This window comes from Ochrobactrum teleogrylli (assembly GCF_006376685.1).
Classification (GTDB): domain Bacteria; phylum Pseudomonadota; class Alphaproteobacteria; order Rhizobiales; family Rhizobiaceae; genus Brucella; species Brucella teleogrylli.
Window position 1 is genome coordinate 1 of sequence record NZ_VEWL01000019.1, and the last position, 15849, is coordinate 15849.

Sequence of the window (15849 nt, forward strand, 5' to 3'; positions counted from 1 at the left end):
GGGGTCAAGTCCCAAGGATGACACGCGCCTCCGTCACGTCACCTATTTTACACTATCGACAACGTACAAGGATGAGGGGGCCGGTGAGGCCGTCAGGCTTTTTGCCTCAACAGCCGCAGCGCATTCATCGTCACCAGCACGGTCGCGCCGGTATCGGCCAGAATGGCGGGCCACAGCCCGGTAATGCCCAGCACGGTCGTCACGAGGAAGACGGCCTTCAGCCCAAGCGAAATGGCGATATTCTGATGAATATTGCGCATGGTGCGCTTCGACAGATCGACCATCGCCACCACATCGCCGACCCGGCCATGCAGCACGGCGGCGTCCGCGGTTTCAAGCGCCACGTCCGTACCCCCACCCATGGCGATGCCGACATCCGCGGCAGCAAGGGCTGGCGCATCGTTGATACCATCACCGACCTTGGCGACGATCTGCCCCTCACCCCGCAATTCGCCGACAATGCGCTGCTTGTCCTCGGGCAGCAGTTCGGCGCGCACTTCAATACCGAGATCGCGCCCGATAGCTTCTGCCGTGCGGCGGTTATCGCCCGTCAGCATCACCGTGCGGATACCGGCATCTTTCAGTGCCTTGAGCCCGGCAACGGCGTCTGCGCGCGGTTCGTCACGCATAGCGATTGCACCGGCAATCCTGCCACCAGCGACCAGCACCGAAACCGTCTTGCCTTCATCGTTGCAGGCAGCGATCCGGGTAGCCAGTGCCTCGGGGATAGCCGACACATCGTTTGCCGCCTTGCGAGACCCGAGGAACAGTTCGGTGCCGTCCGCAGTACCGGACACGCCCTTGCCACCATGGGCTTTGCCTTTCGCGACCGCAGAAAGCTTCAGCCCGCGCTCTTCCGCCGCCGACACGATGGCCAGCGCCAGCGGATGGCTTGAACCCGCATCGAGCGATGCAGCAAGGCGCAGCACCTCATCCTCCGGCAGAGCACCGGCAAGCACATCCGTAACCTTCGGCTTGCCCTCGGTCAGCGTGCCGGTCTTGTCGAAACAGGCGGTCGTGATCTTGCCGATGGTTTCAAGCACGGCGCCGCCCTTCATGAGAAGGCCACGCCGGGCGCCCGACGACAGGGCCGCAGCGATTGCAGCCGGCGTGGAAATGACCAGCGCGCAAGGGCAGCCGATCAGCAGGATCGCAAGGCCCTTATAGATCCACTCGTCCCATGCGCCCCCCGCGACCAGCGGCGGGAGAATGGCCACGAGTGCGGCAACGACCACCACGCCGGGCGTGTACCAGGTCGAGAAGCGATTGATGAAACGCTCGGTCGGAGCCTTGGCCTCCTGCGCTTCCTCCACCAGCCGCACGACGCGCGCGATGGTGTTGTCCTGTGCGGCAGCCGTCACCTTCACACGCAGCAGACCATCGCCATTGATCGTTCCGGCAAAGACAGTGTCGCCTGCGGTCTTGCCGACCGGCGTGCTTTCGCCGGTGACTGGCGCTTCATCGATAGCGCTTTCACCGGACAGGATTTCACCATCTGCTGGCATACGGTCGCCCGGACGCACGGAAATGACATCGCCCACGGCAAGACTGTCGGCAGCAACTTCCGTGGTCGCGCCATTGCGTTCCAGAAAGGCCGTCTTCGGCACAAGGGCGGTCAGTGACTGGATGCTGGCACGGGCCTTGCCCGCCGCAACACCTTCCAGCAATTCGCCGACGAGGAACAGGAACACGACTGCCGCCGCTTCCTCCGTCGCGCCGATGAACACCGCGCCAATGGCGGCAATCGTCATCAGCATTTCGATTGAGAACGGCGTGCCATTGATCGCGGCCATGTAAGCGCGTCTGGCAATCGGCACCAGACCGATCAGCATCGCCGCTGTAAAGGCCCAGAGCGAGATCGGCGGATAAAGATGACCGATCGCATAGGCCACCACCAGTCCGCCGCCGCTGATGAGCATCGTGCGGCCCTTGTCCGTCCGCCACCATGACAGGGGCTTGGACGGTGCGCTGGCCTTGGGCGCCACTGCGGATGGCGGTGTGGCGAGGGCGGTTTTATAGCCAAGCCCCGTCACCTTTCCGGCAATCTCGTCACTGTTTGCAGAGCCATCATGATTGACAGTCATGGTTCCGTTGGTCACGGAAACCGACACATCGCTGACGCCTGCAACGCGGCGCACCGCCGTGTCGATCTTCGCGGCGCAGGATGCACAATCCATGCCCGACACCTGGAAACGAAAGCTGTTGGCCGATGCCGGTATGGCTGCCGGTTCATCCTCATGATCGTGGTCATGCCCAGAATGATCATGATCATGGTCGTGGTCGTGATTGTGAGTGTGCCCCGAATGGTCATCGCCGTGGTCATGATCATGGTCGTGATCAGCGCAGCTTCCGTGGTCATGGTCGTGCGCATGCGCATCAGGCTTGGGCGCTTCGGCACGCTTTTCGGCGGCCAGCCGTTCTGTGCGATAGCCGAGGCTGCGCACTTTCTTTTCTATATTTTCGGGTTTGCTGCTGCCGTCATGCAGCACGGTCATCGTGCCTGCGGTGACCGAAACGGAGACGTCCTCCACGCCCGACACGCGGCGGACAGCAGTATCAATCTTGGTCGCGCAGGACGCGCAATCCATGCCGTCCACGCGAAAACGAATCTGGTTTATTGCCTTATTCATGACCTGCCCTTTCAGAGCACTCTTGAATTGTCCTGAACTGGGTCTACATCCTCTAGTGACTAGAGGAGCAAGAGAAAAATGACAAACAATCTTCCCATTGGTGAGGCCTCCAAAGCCAGCGGCGTCAAAGTGCCGACCATCCGCTATTATGAGCAGATTGGTTTGCTGCCGGTGCCGCCGCGCACGGAGGGAAATCGCCGCCTCTATGACAAGAGCGATGTTCAGCGGCTTTTGTTCATCCGCCACGCGCGTGATCTGGGTTTCGAGGTGGATTCGATCCGCACTTTGCTCGAATTGCAGGATAATCCCGATCAGTCATGCGCCATGGCCGATGCCATCGCCCGCGCCCGACTTGTTGAGATCGAACACCGCATCACCAAGCTTCTTTCTCTGAAGACGGAACTGCAACGCATGCTGGAATGCACCGCCCATGGCCGCATCGACCAATGCCGGGTGATCGAAATTTTGGGCAATCACGACGAATGCCTGCACCCCGCGCACTGATCGCACCCAGCGTTCTAATTCACCTTCTCGAAGCGCGTGGCGGTAATTTTCAGCGTGCCGATCTGGGTGCCTATCCGCGCGACGACCGGCGCATAAATGCCCGAATCGCCCAGCGAAGCGAAGGACACGCTGATCCGGCTTTTATTGCTCAGATAGTCGATCGACTTCTTGCCCTTCTGATAGCCGGAAATCGGTATGAACTTGGCCGAGCAGATCACCGACTCGCCCGTAAAGCCGTCAGCAGTGAACGATTCGGTGCCGTTGAAGGAAAGCTTGATGTCGGCGCGCGTCTGCCCGTCAAACACGCTCAGTGTGCGATTGCAGACTGAACGCGGATCGGTGGCGGGGATCATCAGGGCGCTCAGCGGATCACTGACATTGAGCAGATCCTGCGGCGTAGTCTCCACCCATGGATCGCGCTTCTTCACCGGCGGCTGGTTTTCCGAAGCCACCACATTGCCATTGGCAAAACGTATCGTCGTGCGCTTGTTCTTCCGCCCGTGCTTGTAATTGAGATCGAAACCGCTCGGAACAACCCGCCCGTTGACCGCATTGCCGGTCACGGTCACCGTACCTTTGGTATCATCGAAAACGCGCGCAAGGCCGGACGTTTTGAAATTACCGTTCAGATCATATCTGGAGCCGCTGACCGTCGTTTCGGTTGCCGCGCGTGCAATGGAAAGGCCGAAAATCGAAATCGCATATTCGGTTCTGTAGAGATCGTTCGCCTGTGCTACTCCCGTGGTCAGCGCGAAACCTGCACATGACAAGAGAACAAGCTCTTTCAGCCGGTTCGCTACGGGTTTCGATAAGAATGGCGGCTCGATCATATTCGGCGTTCCTTTCTGCGTCCCGGCCCGGAAAGAGGACCTATGGTTTTCAACCACATTGAGCTGTCAAAAAGTTGCGAGAGATTCTTCGATACAGTATCTGTGTAAGCCAAGCAAAACCGGCGAAGTTATGATCGCAGCGTTTCGTGAAGGCGATGCGAATGCCGTAAAACCGCGCTGTGACGGCATCGCGGCGGAATCTCACTTGACTGCAAGCGCTCCTGTCACTATAGAAACGCGACTTTCCCAATAGGCCGCCTGTCCGAAACCGCGCGCCAGCAGCATTAAATTGCTTTGAATGCTTGAATTCGGACATTCTGGTCGGGGCCTGAGCAATTCCAGCAAAAATGCGAAGCAGTTTGCTCAAGGATTGCGAGGAAACGGAACGAGGGACCTTTTCGCTTTTCGAAGAAAACGAAAAGGGCCGGAAACAAAATTGAAGGTGAGACCAAAATGTCCCGCGCTTGTGAATTGACCGGCAAGTCGGTCCAGTACGGCAACAATGTCAGCCACGCGAACAACAAGACGCGTCGCCGCTTTCTGCCGAACCTCTGCAATGTTACGCTGATCTCTGAAGCACTCGGCCAGAGCTATCGTCTGCGCGTTTCTGCCAACGCCCTGCGTTCGGTCGAACATCGCGGCGGCCTCGACGCTTTCCTCGTCAAGTCTGACGACAAGGAACTGTCGCAGCGCGCTCGTCTTCTGAAGCGCCAGATCGCTAAGAAGCAGGCTGAAGCTGTTGCTGCCTAAGCAATAATCCTGAAAACCCGCATGGTTTGTGGGCTTTTCTAAAAAGGATTATGCTTCGGACAGAAGACGCAGTCTTGAAGATTTGACAAAAAAGGCTGACAGTTTGTCGGCCTTTTTTGCTGGTTCCATCACCCAGGATAAAAAAATGCCTATTGAGAATCCTGCATTATCCCGGCTTTTGCCGGCTGTACTGGCTATGTGCGTGGCGGTTGCCGCGTCGAATATTCTGGTCCAGTATCCTTTCCAGCATTTCGGCCTCGGCGAAGTGCTAACCTATGGCGCCTTTACCTATCCGGTCGCATTTCTGGTCAATGATCTGACGAATCGCCGCTTCGGCCCCGCCGCAGCGCGCAAGGTTGTCTATGCCGGTTTTGTGCTCGGCGTCGTCATGTCGATCTGGCTGGCCACGCCCCGCATCGCCATCGCATCAGGGACCGCCTTTCTGCTGGCCCAGCTGATGGACATCACCGTTTTCGACCGCCTACGCCGCAAGACCTGGTGGAAAGCACCCTTCGCAGCCGCCATGTTCGGCTCGGTGCTGGACACGATCCTGTTCTTCTCGATCGCTTTTGCGGCGGGTTTTGCATGGATCGACAGGCTGACCGGCATGCCTGATTCGTCACTGACGGAACCGGCCTCCTTCCTCGGCCTGGGCGTCCCGCTCTGGGCGTCGCTCGCCTTCGGGGATTTCTTCGTGAAGGTCATCATGGGAACGCTGATGCTGATTCCCTATGGCGCAATCCTCGCCATATTCGCCCCGGCTCTGTATGCAGCCGGTCGCGCGACCGCAGAATAAGGCGTATCCCGAAAGGCGCGGGCTTTTCGAGATACGCTGATCGACTTTGTCCACGCTCTCGGGGACAAAATGCTACGGCGACACGCTACGGTTTGACGACAAGGCTACCTGTCATGTCGGGATGGAACCGGCAGTAGTATTTGACCGACTGAACGGTTTTGAGTTCCTGCCTGATTATCTTTTTGGGCGGCAATTTGATGTCGAAGCCGCCTTTTACCGTCGCCGAGTGCAATATTGCATCCCTGTTATCCCACTCGAGAATGTCTCCGACCTTGGCTTCGATCTTGGATGGCTTAAAAGCCAGGTTTTCAATCACAACATGGATCGTTTTGGCCTCAGCAGGGAAAACGCTTGCGAGAACAACGCCGAGCAGGAGAAAACTGCGCATAACTTGCATTTTTCTCTCCTATCGCAGCGAAGCATTCAATTTCTCTGCATGCATCTGATGACTTTTGAACAGTTTCAGACCGGTCTTGAGCAACTCTTTCAACTCGCCATTGCTCGCATTCGGGATCAGGGTTGTCTCCAAGGCGCCGTTGACCTGCTTATGGTAATCGACTTCGTTCTGGACATAGGCCTTATCAAATGCTTTCCCGCGAAGCTTTTTCAACTGGGCTAGCTTGCTTTGAGCCGCTTTCGATAGAGCTTTGCTGATATCGTTATCCTGGGGCGTCACATTGAGTTTCTTCACGAGGTTGAGCGCCTGAACGTTAACAGCCTCGTGGTCGCGAATCATGGTTTTCGCGAAATCTCGCACAGCTCTGTTCTTCGATTTCTGGAGAGCTTGTTTTCCGGCGGCCGCGTCAATCACTCCTGCTGTATAAGCGACATGGGCGATTTCGGGGTCACTCAGTTTAACATCTCTTGCCTCGGCGAGAGAAACAGTAGCGAATGTCAGCGCCGTTACAGCGAATAAAGTAGCACGAATATTCATAATATTACTCCTTTAAAACATGCAAATAAAACATTCATTAAAATTTTAACTTCATAAAAGACTATAAAATGTATAAGAATGTGAAATATAACCTTATAGCCCTGATTTAACTATATCAACAAACAAAAAAAAGGAAAGTTATTTTGTCAGTCCATAATTGTTGGCGCAAATGGGCGGCATGGACAATACAGATCTTTGAAGCCACTTGTACAAGAACGGCTCCGCCTTATTGTTGAGAAAAATTCTGAAAGGTTCAAGCAATCGAGTTCAAAACTCGCTTACCGAAGCAAGAGAGCTGCTTACGACAGAGTGACGGGCGATAAGGGCTCGAACAATACGATCAAGCTTCCGGCAACGGACATGGGAACTTATCCCGGAGGTGAACACCTTTGGGACAAGCGCGCCGCAAACCAAATACTTGAAGAGCAAAAAACTGCTTCTTTCAACGCTATCCGCGCCAAAAAATCGTCAGCGTCCGCCAGCCCGGCGTTTGCCTTTTCCGGCGGATGCCGCGCCCTGCTCCTCGAACAGGGATGCAAGCTGCTCGGTCATTGCGCCTGCCAGCTCTTCCGCATCGACAATCGTCACCGCGCGACGGTAATAGCGCGTCACGTCGTGGCCGATACCGATGGCGATCAGCTCGACCGGCGAACGCGTTTCGATCTCTTCGATCACCGCGCGCAGATGCCGTTCCAGATAATTGCCCGGATTGACCGACAGCGTGGAATCATCCACCGGCGCACCATCCGAGATCATCATCAGGATCTTGCGCTGCTCGGGGCGACCCAACAGGCGCTGATGCGCCCATATCAGCGCTTCACCGTCGATATTCTCCTTGAGGAGCCCTTCGCGCATCATCAGGCCGAGATTGCGCCGTGCGCGACGCCATGGCGCGTCAGCGCTCTTATAGACGATGTGGCGCAGATCGTTGAGGCGACCCGGATTGGCCGGCTTGCCACGCGACAGCCAGGCCTCGCGCGACTGACCGCCCTTCCAGGCCTTGGTCGTGAAACCAAGAATTTCCACCTTCACGCCGCAACGCTCCAGCGTGCGGGCCAGAATATCGGCGCAGGTGGCGGCAACCGTGATCGGACGGCCGCGCATGGAGCCGGAATTGTCCAGAACCAGCGTCACCACCGTGTCGCGGAAATCCGTATCGCGCTCCATCTTGTAGGAAAGCGGCTGGGTCGGATCGACCACGATACGCACGAGGCGCGCCGAGTCGAGATAGCCCTCTTCCAGATCGAAATCCCAGGAGCGGCTCTGCTGCGCCATCAGGCGGCGCTGGAGGCGATTGGCGAGACGGCCCACCACACCTTGCAGATTGGCCAGCTGTTTGTCGAGAAACCCGCGCAGACGGTCCAGCTCTGCCTCATCGCACAGATCGGTCGCCTCGACCTCTTCGTCGAATTCGCGCGTGAAAACCTTGTAGTCGATCTGCTCGGCGAAATTGGCGAAAGGCTGATTGGGACGGCGCGTATCGCCCGGCGTTTCCGCGTCGATATCCTCGCTGTCGTCCATATCGTCGGCGGATGCATCGGCGGCATCCATCTCGCCCTGCTCGCCTTCTTCGCTGGAACTATCCGACTCTTCGCTTTCAGCGGAATCGGAACCTTCCTGGCTCTCATCGCCGCCTTCTTCGTTCTCGTCAGAATCCGGCGTCTGTTCTTCGTTCTGTTCCTGATCGTCGCTCGGCTCTTCCTGCGACAGCTCTTCAGCCATGTCCATGGAAGCGAGCATATCGCGCACCGTGCGCGCAAAAGCCTGCTGATCGTCGAGATTTTCACCAAGACGCGCCAGATCGCCGCCAGCCTTCTGCTCGATCCAGTCGCGCCACAGCTCCAGCACGTCGCCCGCTTCCGCAGGTGCGGCCCGTCCGGTCAGCTTTTCGCGCAACAAGAGCGACACCGCTTCTTCAAGCGGGGCGTCTTCCTTGTCCGTAACCGCGGAGAAATTCGCCTTGGCATATTTGTCGGCCAGCATGGTCGCCAGATTATCGGCAACGCCTGCCATGGCACGCGCGCCGATGGCCTCGACACGGGCCTGCTCGACAGCATCATAAATGGCGCGGGCCTGTTTGCCTTCCGGCGCGAGCTGCGCATGAATGCGGGGATTGTGGCGCGCCTGACGCAGCGCCATCGAGTCGCCAAGGCCACGGGTCACGGCAATGTCGTGCGCGGTTGGGCGCTTCGGAAGATCGGGCAGTCGGGCGCGGTTGGCCGTCAGAGCGGGGCGATCATTGCTGAACGCCACTTCCAGCTCGTTCTCGCCGGAAATAGCGCGCATGCAAGCGGTGATCGCGCGCTTGAACGGCTCGGAGTCCACTGGCCCCGGCTTGCGCTCGCGCGAATTGTCGCCCATTCCTGACATCTGGCCTGACATATGCCTATCCTGCTTCCCATCAAATCAAGGCCCTGCCGCCATGGCGGCGACAGGCATCGTCAATTTTGCTCATGCTTGTCTGCCCCGAAAACGGTTTCCGCTTCGGGAGACTGCATCAGGCCAGAACGATATTGGCCGCCGATTCCGGCAGTTCCGCACCGAAGGCGCGCTGATAGAACTCAGCCACCGTCGCGCGTTCCAGTTCATCGCACTTGTTGAGGAAGGTCAGGCGGAAGGCAAAGCCGATATCATTGCCGAAGATCGCCGCGTTTTCTGCCCAGGTAATGACGGTACGCGGGCTCATCACGGTTGAAAGATCGCCATTGATGAAAGCCTGACGGGTCATGTCGGCGACGCGAACCATCTTGTTGACGATCTCGCGGCCTTCCGCATTCTGGAAATGCTTGGCCTTGGCCAGAACGATTGCCACTTCATTGTCATGCGGCAGATAATTCAGCGTCGTCACGATGGACCAGCGGTCCATCTGGGCCTGATTGATCTGCTGCGTGCCGTGATAAAGACCGGTCGTATCGCCGAGACCGACCGTGTTGGCGGTCGCGAACAGGCGGAAAGCCGGGTGCGGATGAATAACGCGGCTCTGGTCGAGCAAGGTCAGGCGACCGGAGGTTTCCAGCACGCGCTGGATCACGAACATTACGTCCGGGCGACCGGCATCATATTCGTCAAAGACCAGCGCGACATTGTGCTGATAAGCCCAGGGCAGGATGCCATCCTTGAATTCGGTGACCTGCACGCCGTCCTTGACGACGATGGCGTCCTTGCCGACGAGATCGATACGGCTGACATGGCTGTCGAGATTGACGCGGACGCAAGGCCAGTTCAGGCGCGCCGCAACCTGCTCGATATGGGTCGATTTACCCGTGCCGTGATAGCCGGAGACCATCACGCGGCGGTTATAGGCAAAACCGGCCAGGATCGCGAGCGTCGTCTGACGGTCGAAAAGATAATCCGGATCACGCTCCGGCACATAGGAGTCGCCCGCCGCATAGGCCGGTACTTTCATGTCGGAATCTATACCGAACACATCGCGCACCGAAACCGTCGTATCCGGCAAATTGGCTATATCCCGCTCAACCTTGTTCATCATGCCTCCAGGGCGGCAGGACTGTCCGGCCGCGACATCCAAGTATCATCCGGGGCATGATGACCGGCAAGCCGGTGGTATGCCCCTTCCGTCGTTCGTTGCGGGCATCCATGCTTGAATCCGCGCCTTCCAGCACGGCAGGAGAATGTCCGTCAAAGCATTTTGCAGCCAGATGAAAACATCTGGCATCGCATAAATGCGGCTTGAGCCACAGCTCGACTTGATCAATCAAAAACCGGCCAGTTCAAGACTGGCCAATCCATCATGCTCTAGCAAAAACCTGCCTGCTTGAGCAATTGATAAGCCTGAATGACATCGCGGAATCTCTCTTCAGAACCGCGGTCACCACCATTCGCATCGGGATGGTGCTGTTTTACCAGCTCTTTATAGCGCGCCTTGATTTTATCGCTAGTCGAATTCGGTTCAAGTCCGAGTGTAGCGAGCGCTTTGATTTCCAGCGTGCGCGGCTTGCGCTTGGCTGTTGCCCCCGGCTCCTGCCCTTTTGCTTCCTTCACGAAATTGAACGGATCGCGGATACGATTGTGATAGGAAGCCGAGCCGGAACGCATCTTGGCCATGTCGGGGGAAGTGCGCGCCTTGGCCGTGGAATTCGCCGTCGTGGACCAGGTTGGACGATGGCCAGTGACCGCATCCTTCTGGAATTTGGCGATATCTCCATCGGCAAGACCGGAGAAATAGTTGAAATTCTTATTATATTCCCGCACGTGGTCTATGCAGAAGTGGAAATATTCCCCTTCGCGCATGCGTCCGACCGGCGCGCGATGCGTGCCGGGCTTGTCACAACCGTCCCACTGGCAGCAAGGGCCGCTGGACTTGGCCTGCTGCGTCTTTTTCGGGCGGATGCGGATACTGTCGAAAAGTTTGGAGTTCGTGGTCATCGAATCAATTATGCGGATTAAGGGGTTGCTAAACAAGAATTGACATTTCGTCCGGTTGGGCTTTTGGCCATTTCAACTGGGCGAAATTTTGAAGCGGATCTGGTTCCTGTGCGGATTTGCCCCACCTTGGGCCGTCGGGGCTTGAGTCTATATGAAGCACAGCGTGTATATGGGGAGAACGAGCCCAAATGTCCATTCACAATAGCAAACAAGACGTGATGGAAGCGAAGCTGACGGCAGCTTTTGCGCCAGAACGACTTGAAATCATTAATGAAAGCCACCTTCACGCTGGCCATCATCATCACGACAGCGATCACCATGCCGCTTTTGACGGCTCCGGCGAGACGCATTTTCGCGTCCGGATCATCTCCGATGCCTTCACGGGCCTGAGTCGCGTTCAGCGCCATCGCGCCATCAACGAAGTCCTCAAGGACGAGCTGAACAACGGTGTTCATGCGCTGGCGCTTGAACCTTCTGCCCCCGGCGAACCGACGCGCCGGTGATCCCCTATTTAGGTACGCTGCGGCAGAACGCCAACGGCCACGACCGGCTTTCCATCGGCATCCAGCGTCACGATACGCAGACGAGTCAGGCGGTTCTTCTCCTTTTTCAACACGGAGAACCGCTTGCCATGAAAGGTGAAAGCCTGTTTCACTTCCGGGATTGACTGGGTTTCATGAATGACCAGCCCTGCAATCGTCGTCGCTTCCTCGTCGGGCAGCGACCAGTCGAGCGCGCGGTTCAGATCGCGAATCGGCAGTGATCCGTCGACAATGACCGAACCGTCCGGTTGCAGCCGCACGCCCTGCATGTCGATATCGTGCTCATCGGCAATATCGCCGACAATTTCCTCCAGAATATCTTCCAGCGTCACCAGACCCTGCACGTCGCCATATTCGTCCACGACGATGGCGATATGCGCCTTGCGGCGCAAAAACGCATTCAGCTGATCCTGCAAGGTCGTGGTATCCGGCACGAACCACGGCTTGCTCGCCACTTTCATGATGTCGATGCGGGTAAAATCATTATCGACATCATAGAGCGCCCGTACCAGATCCTTGGTGTGAATGATGCCGACAATATTGTCGATATCGTTGCGCCAGACCGGCATGCGCGTGTGCGGGCTTGCCAGAATATCACCGACGATCTGCTCGGCGGGGGCGTCGGCATTGATCGTTCCCATCGCGGTGCGATGCACCATGATGTCGCTGACTTCCAGCTCCTTGAGATCGAGAAGACCTCCCAACTGGTCGCGATCTTCCTTGATCACCGAACCGTCACGATGCAGCACAGCGACGGCGCCGCGTATCTCCTCGGACGCTGAGAGCATCGAACGCCCTGCCGCCAGATTGATGCCGAACAGCCGCAAGATGACGCGCACGATCCAGTTCACCACCGATGAAACCGGGCCGATGACCGTCACCACAAAGGATACGCTGCGCGCCACCGCCAGCGAAAAGCGGTCGGGCGCGGAAATGGCCCAGGATTTTGGCAGCACTTCCGCGAAGATCACCAGAATGATCGTCATGGCGATAGTGGCATAGGCCACACCGGCGTCACCGAAGAAGGTCAGGAAAATGCTGGTGGCAATCGAGGATGCGAGGATATTTGCGAGATTATTGCCAATCAGCAGCGCGCCGATCAGCCGGTCGCGCCGGCTGATCAATTGCTGCACGACCTCGGCACGCTCGTCGCCCTGGTTTTCCAGCGAATGCATCCGCGCGCGGGACGCAGCCGTCAGCGCCGTTTCGGAACCGGAGAAAAAGGCGGATAGAATGACACAAAGCAGGATGATCCCGCACATGATCCAGAGTTCGAAAACCATTCCGTCGATCTCCTTTTCCGTCCGCGCCGACCGGTTGCGCTATGAAATTTATGCGTCCGCGAGACGTTCCTTCAAAAACTCAAGCACGGCGGCGGGCGGCACATCCTTGGCGATGAAAGACTGGCCGATCCCGTGGGTGAGGATGAAGGTGAGCGCGCCGCGCGCCACTTTCTTGTCCTGCGCGATATAGTCCATCAGCTTTTCCGCAGGCGGCAGACCGCCCGGCACCTCGTCAAGCGACGTCGGCAGGCCAACAGCCTTCAGATGCGCCTCGACCCGTTCCGCTGCTTCCACACCGGCCAGATTCATCTTGACCGAAAAACGATGCGCCAGCGCCATGCCGATGGCGACACCCTCGCCATGCACCAGACGGCTCGAATCATAGCCCGTCGCCGTTTCCAGCGCGTGTCCGAATGTATGGCCGAGATTAAGCAGCGCCCGGTCACCGGTTTCGCGCTCGTCGCGCGCCACCACGGCGGCCTTGGAACGGCAGGATTCGGCAATCGCTTGCGCTCGCGCCGTGCCACCGGCAAAGACTTCCTGCCAGTTTTTCTCCAGCCAGGCGAAGAAATCCGGGCGGTCGATGAGGCCATATTTGGCAACTTCCGCATAACCGGCTCGGAATTCACGCGGGCTCAGCGTGTCCAGCACATCCGTGTCGGCCAGCACCAGCTGCGGCTGGTAGAAAACACCGACGAGATTCTTGCCATAGGCAGTGTTGATGCCCGTCTTGCCGCCAACCGACGAATCCACCTGCGCCAGAAGCGAGGTCGGCATCTGCACGAAATTCATGCCGCGCCGCACAATCCCGGCCACAAAGCCGGACAGATCGCCCACCACGCCGCCGCCGAAAGCCACCAGCGCATCGCCGCGCTCCAGCCGGGCCGCCAAAATGGCATTGGTGACGGTTTCAAGCGTCGCGAAGGACTTGGATTTTTCGCCCGGCGCCACAATGACCGGCGTGGCTTCGATACCGGCATTGCCAAAGCTTGTCCGCAGCCGTTCAAGATGCACCCTGGCGACATTTTCATCGGTGACGATGGCAACGCGCGCGCCCTTCAGGCGCTTGGCAACTTCCGCGCCCGCACGGTCAACGAGGTCCTTGCCGATCAGGATATCGTAAGAGCGCTCTCCCAGCGAAACCGGCACGGTAACACTGTCATGTGCGGACGAAGGCGCATTCATTCTATTCTCCAGTCGATTTTTCCAGATGCCGTTTTTCCAGATGCTGGGCGAGAACCTCGATCAGCTCGTCGGCGATGATTTCTTTCTTCTCTTCGCGCGTCATCATGTGCAGATCGGCAAGCGCATAAACCGGATAGCGCTCATTCATCAGTTTCTGCATGACGGCACGCGGATCGCTGTTGCGAAGAAGCGGCCGGTTCTGGCGGCGGGAAACCCTGTCCATCAGCACATTGATATCGGCATTGAGCCAGATGGAAACACCCGCAGCGCCTATGGCCGTGCGCGTTTCGGCATTCATGTAAGCGCCGCCGCCCGTGGCAAGCACCATCGGGCCGTCATCGAGAAGACGCAGGATCACCCGGCGTTCAAGGTCGCGGAATTCAACCTCGCCATAGGCTTCGAACAGTTCGGGGATCGTCATGCGCGAGACAGCTTCGATCTCCGTATCGGCATCGCGGAAAGGCAGGCCGAGCATCGAAGCCATTTTGCGGCCAATGGTGGACTTGCCAGCGCCCATCAGGCCGACCAGCACCAGAACCTTCGTACCGAGCAGACCACGGATGGCGTCGGCTCGCCCGTGGAGCCCCGCCTTCTCATGCAGCCCAGCCTTTTCATGTGAATTGGCTTGTTTTTCTATACTGCTCATCAACCTCATCCATTTGGGATGGTTCCACATGAAAAACCGGGCGGCGTCAATTGCTTTCATGGAATCTGAAAGGAGGAATGGCGGCTTTTTGCAGCGACGCCACCGACATTCTTGCTTTCACCGCAATGCCGCATCATAAACGACAGATGCCTACGCTGACGCGCCTCATCGCTTTCGTCGTCCTGATCGCAGCCATTGTCTATGCTGCGATGTATGCGCTTGCGAATTTCGTCGAGCCGCAGACCCAGGAAATGCGGGTGGAGATTCCAGCCTCCAAACTAAACCCAGTGCCGATTGCGCCACCACCTTCAAATGCTGGAACCGCCGCAAGCGAGACGCCAGCTATTGAAACAACCACGCCTTCACAGGAATAATGATGCGCGCATCGCTGGCGATTGAAAATTTCCTTGAAATGATGAGCGCTGAACGGGGCGCGGCAGGCAATACGCTCGAATCCTATGCGCGCGACCTCACCATGACCGCCGAAGCGCTGGCTGAGCGCGGCATCAATCTAGCGGAGGCTGAGGCCGATCACATTCGCTCGGTGCTTGACGGCATGGCGAGGGAAGGCTTTGCCGCGACATCGCAGGCGCGGCGGCTGTCCGCGCTGCGCCAGTTCTTCCGCTTTCTCTATGCGGAAGGCTTTCGGCAGGACGACCCCACCGGCGTCATCGATGCGCCGAAGAAGCAAAAGCCGCTGCCAAGAATCATGAGCGTCGATCAGGTCACCCGCCTTCTCGACCGGGCGGCGCTGGAAGCAGGCGAAGCGCAAGAACAAGGCGAGCGCATCAAGGCACTGCGGCTTCATGCGCTGATTGAAACGCTTTATGCCACGGGCTTGCGTGTTTCGGAGCTGGTGGGCCTGCCGGTCCGCGTTGCGCGCACCGATCACCGTTTTTTGTTGGTGCGGGGTAAGGGCTCGAAAGATCGTATGGTGCCGCTGTCGACCAAGGCGCGGGATGCGTTGCAGACCTTTTTGGCCTTGCGCGATTCCCTGCCCGCCTGCGAAGAGAACCCGTGGCTGTTTCCAGCCTTCTCCGAAAGCGGGCATCTGGCGCGACAGGTTTTTGCCCGCGAATTGAAGGGGTTGGCCGCCCGCGCCAATCTTTCCGCCGCCGCCATTTCACCCCATGTTCTGCGCCACGCCTTTGCCAGCCATCTTTTGCAGAACGGCGCTGACTTGCGCACGGTGCAGCAATTGCTCGGCCACGCCGATATTTCGACCACGCAGATTTATACGCATGTGCTTGAGGAAAGACTGCATAAGCTCGTCAGTGAACATCATCCGCTTGCCGATTGAGCCTGCTCCGGTTATGAGAAAAGCAAAATTTGCAAGTTGAGCCCGCAGTGAATATGTAAGGCG

General features: G+C 57.9%; 16 protein-coding genes. 6 read left to right on the forward strand and 10 right to left on the reverse strand.

Annotation, left to right across the window (positions count from 1 at the left end; genetic code table 11):
• Nucleotides 1-92 precede the first annotated feature (92 nt).
• Nucleotides 93-2630 carry a heavy metal translocating P-type ATPase gene (locus FIC94_RS20500; protein WP_140026232.1) on the reverse strand — a complete coding sequence of 846 codons (2538 nt, stop codon included), beginning with the start codon at nt 2628-2630 and terminating at the stop codon, nt 93-95.
• Nucleotides 2631-2708: 78 nt separating this feature from the next.
• Here FIC94_RS20500 and FIC94_RS20505 point away from each other — a divergent pair, with 78 nt between their 5' ends.
• Nucleotides 2709-3134, forward strand: a complete 426-nt coding sequence (locus tag FIC94_RS20505; RefSeq protein ID WP_109369982.1) for a MerR family transcriptional regulator — start codon at nt 2709-2711, stop codon at nt 3132-3134.
• Nucleotides 3135-3148: 14 nt separating this feature from the next.
• Here the strand turns inward: FIC94_RS20505 and FIC94_RS20510 are convergent, their stop codons facing one another.
• A complete protein-coding gene (locus FIC94_RS20510) occupies nt 3149-3964 on the reverse strand; it encodes a DUF3108 domain-containing protein (protein WP_109369983.1) in 816 nt (271 codons plus the stop codon).
• Nucleotides 3965-4417: 453 nt separating this feature from the next.
• Here FIC94_RS20510 and rpmB point away from each other — a divergent pair, with 453 nt between their 5' ends.
• Both rpmB and FIC94_RS20520 read left to right on the forward strand, forming a co-directional pair.
• Nucleotides 4418-4714, forward strand: a complete 297-nt coding sequence (gene rpmB, locus FIC94_RS20515) for a 50S ribosomal protein L28 (RefSeq protein WP_078337585.1) — start codon at nt 4418-4420, stop codon at nt 4712-4714.
• Nucleotides 4715-4859: 145 nt separating this feature from the next.
• Complete coding sequence (locus FIC94_RS20520) at nt 4860-5510, forward strand: queuosine precursor transporter (protein ID WP_109370332.1); 651 nt, start codon at nt 4860-4862, stop codon at nt 5508-5510.
• A gap of 85 nt (nt 5511-5595) precedes the next feature.
• On the opposite strand, the gene FIC94_RS20525 is transcribed toward FIC94_RS20520, so the two are convergent.
• The 5 genes from FIC94_RS20525 to FIC94_RS20545 form a co-directional block, all read right to left on the reverse strand.
• The gene (locus FIC94_RS20525; protein WP_140026233.1) at nt 5596-5907 is read right to left on the reverse strand and encodes a cupredoxin domain-containing protein; all 312 of its coding nucleotides are present in this window, start codon (nt 5905-5907) and stop codon (nt 5596-5598) included.
• 9 nt (nt 5908-5916) lie between these two features.
• Nucleotides 5917-6444, reverse strand: a complete 528-nt coding sequence (locus FIC94_RS20530) for a DUF4142 domain-containing protein (RefSeq protein ID WP_140026234.1) — start codon at nt 6442-6444, stop codon at nt 5917-5919.
• Nucleotides 6445-6912: 468 nt separating this feature from the next.
• Entirely contained in the window at nt 6913-8826 is a 1914-nt protein-coding gene (gene cobT, locus FIC94_RS20535; RefSeq protein WP_140026235.1) for a cobaltochelatase subunit CobT, read from the reverse strand.
• Nucleotides 8827-8941: 115 nt separating this feature from the next.
• Entirely contained in the window at nt 8942-9931 is a 990-nt protein-coding gene (cobS, locus tag FIC94_RS20540; RefSeq protein ID WP_109369985.1) for a cobaltochelatase subunit CobS, read from the reverse strand.
• Between the two features lie 269 nt (nt 9932-10200).
• Nucleotides 10201-10830 carry a J domain-containing protein gene (locus FIC94_RS20545; RefSeq protein ID WP_109369986.1) on the reverse strand — a complete coding sequence of 210 codons (630 nt, stop codon included), beginning with the start codon at nt 10828-10830 and terminating at the stop codon, nt 10201-10203.
• A 188-nt stretch (nt 10831-11018) separates the two neighbouring features.
• Here FIC94_RS20545 and FIC94_RS20555 point away from each other — a divergent pair, with 188 nt between their 5' ends.
• Nucleotides 11019-11333: a BolA family protein gene (locus FIC94_RS20555; RefSeq protein WP_140026236.1), complete on the forward strand. Its 315-nt coding sequence runs from the start codon at nt 11019-11021 to the stop codon at nt 11331-11333.
• Between the two features lie 8 nt (nt 11334-11341).
• Here FIC94_RS20555 and FIC94_RS20560 read toward each other — a convergent pair whose 3' ends face one another.
• The 3 genes from FIC94_RS20560 to FIC94_RS20570 are packed head-to-tail and all read right to left on the reverse strand — an operon-like array spanning nt 11342 to nt 14486.
• The gene (locus FIC94_RS20560) at nt 11342-12655 is read right to left on the reverse strand and encodes an HlyC/CorC family transporter (protein ID WP_109369988.1); all 1314 of its coding nucleotides are present in this window, start codon (nt 12653-12655) and stop codon (nt 11342-11344) included.
• Nucleotides 12656-12703: 48 nt separating this feature from the next.
• Nucleotides 12704-13840 carry a 3-dehydroquinate synthase gene (gene aroB, locus FIC94_RS20565; RefSeq protein WP_140026237.1) on the reverse strand — a complete coding sequence of 379 codons (1137 nt, stop codon included), beginning with the start codon at nt 13838-13840 and terminating at the stop codon, nt 12704-12706.
• A gap of 1 nt (nt 13841) precedes the next feature.
• Entirely contained in the window at nt 13842-14486 is a 645-nt protein-coding gene (locus FIC94_RS20570; RefSeq protein ID WP_140026238.1) for a shikimate kinase, read from the reverse strand.
• Nucleotides 14487-14632: 146 nt separating this feature from the next.
• Here FIC94_RS20570 and FIC94_RS20575 point away from each other — a divergent pair, with 146 nt between their 5' ends.
• Nucleotides 14633-14860 (forward strand): hypothetical protein, encoded by a 228-nt coding sequence (locus FIC94_RS20575; protein WP_109370334.1) that lies wholly within the window; start codon nt 14633-14635, stop codon nt 14858-14860.
• 2 nt (nt 14861-14862) lie between these two features.
• Complete coding sequence (gene xerD / locus FIC94_RS20580; RefSeq protein ID WP_140026259.1) at nt 14863-15786, forward strand: site-specific tyrosine recombinase XerD; 924 nt, start codon at nt 14863-14865, stop codon at nt 15784-15786.
• Nucleotides 15787-15849 lie beyond the last annotated feature (63 nt).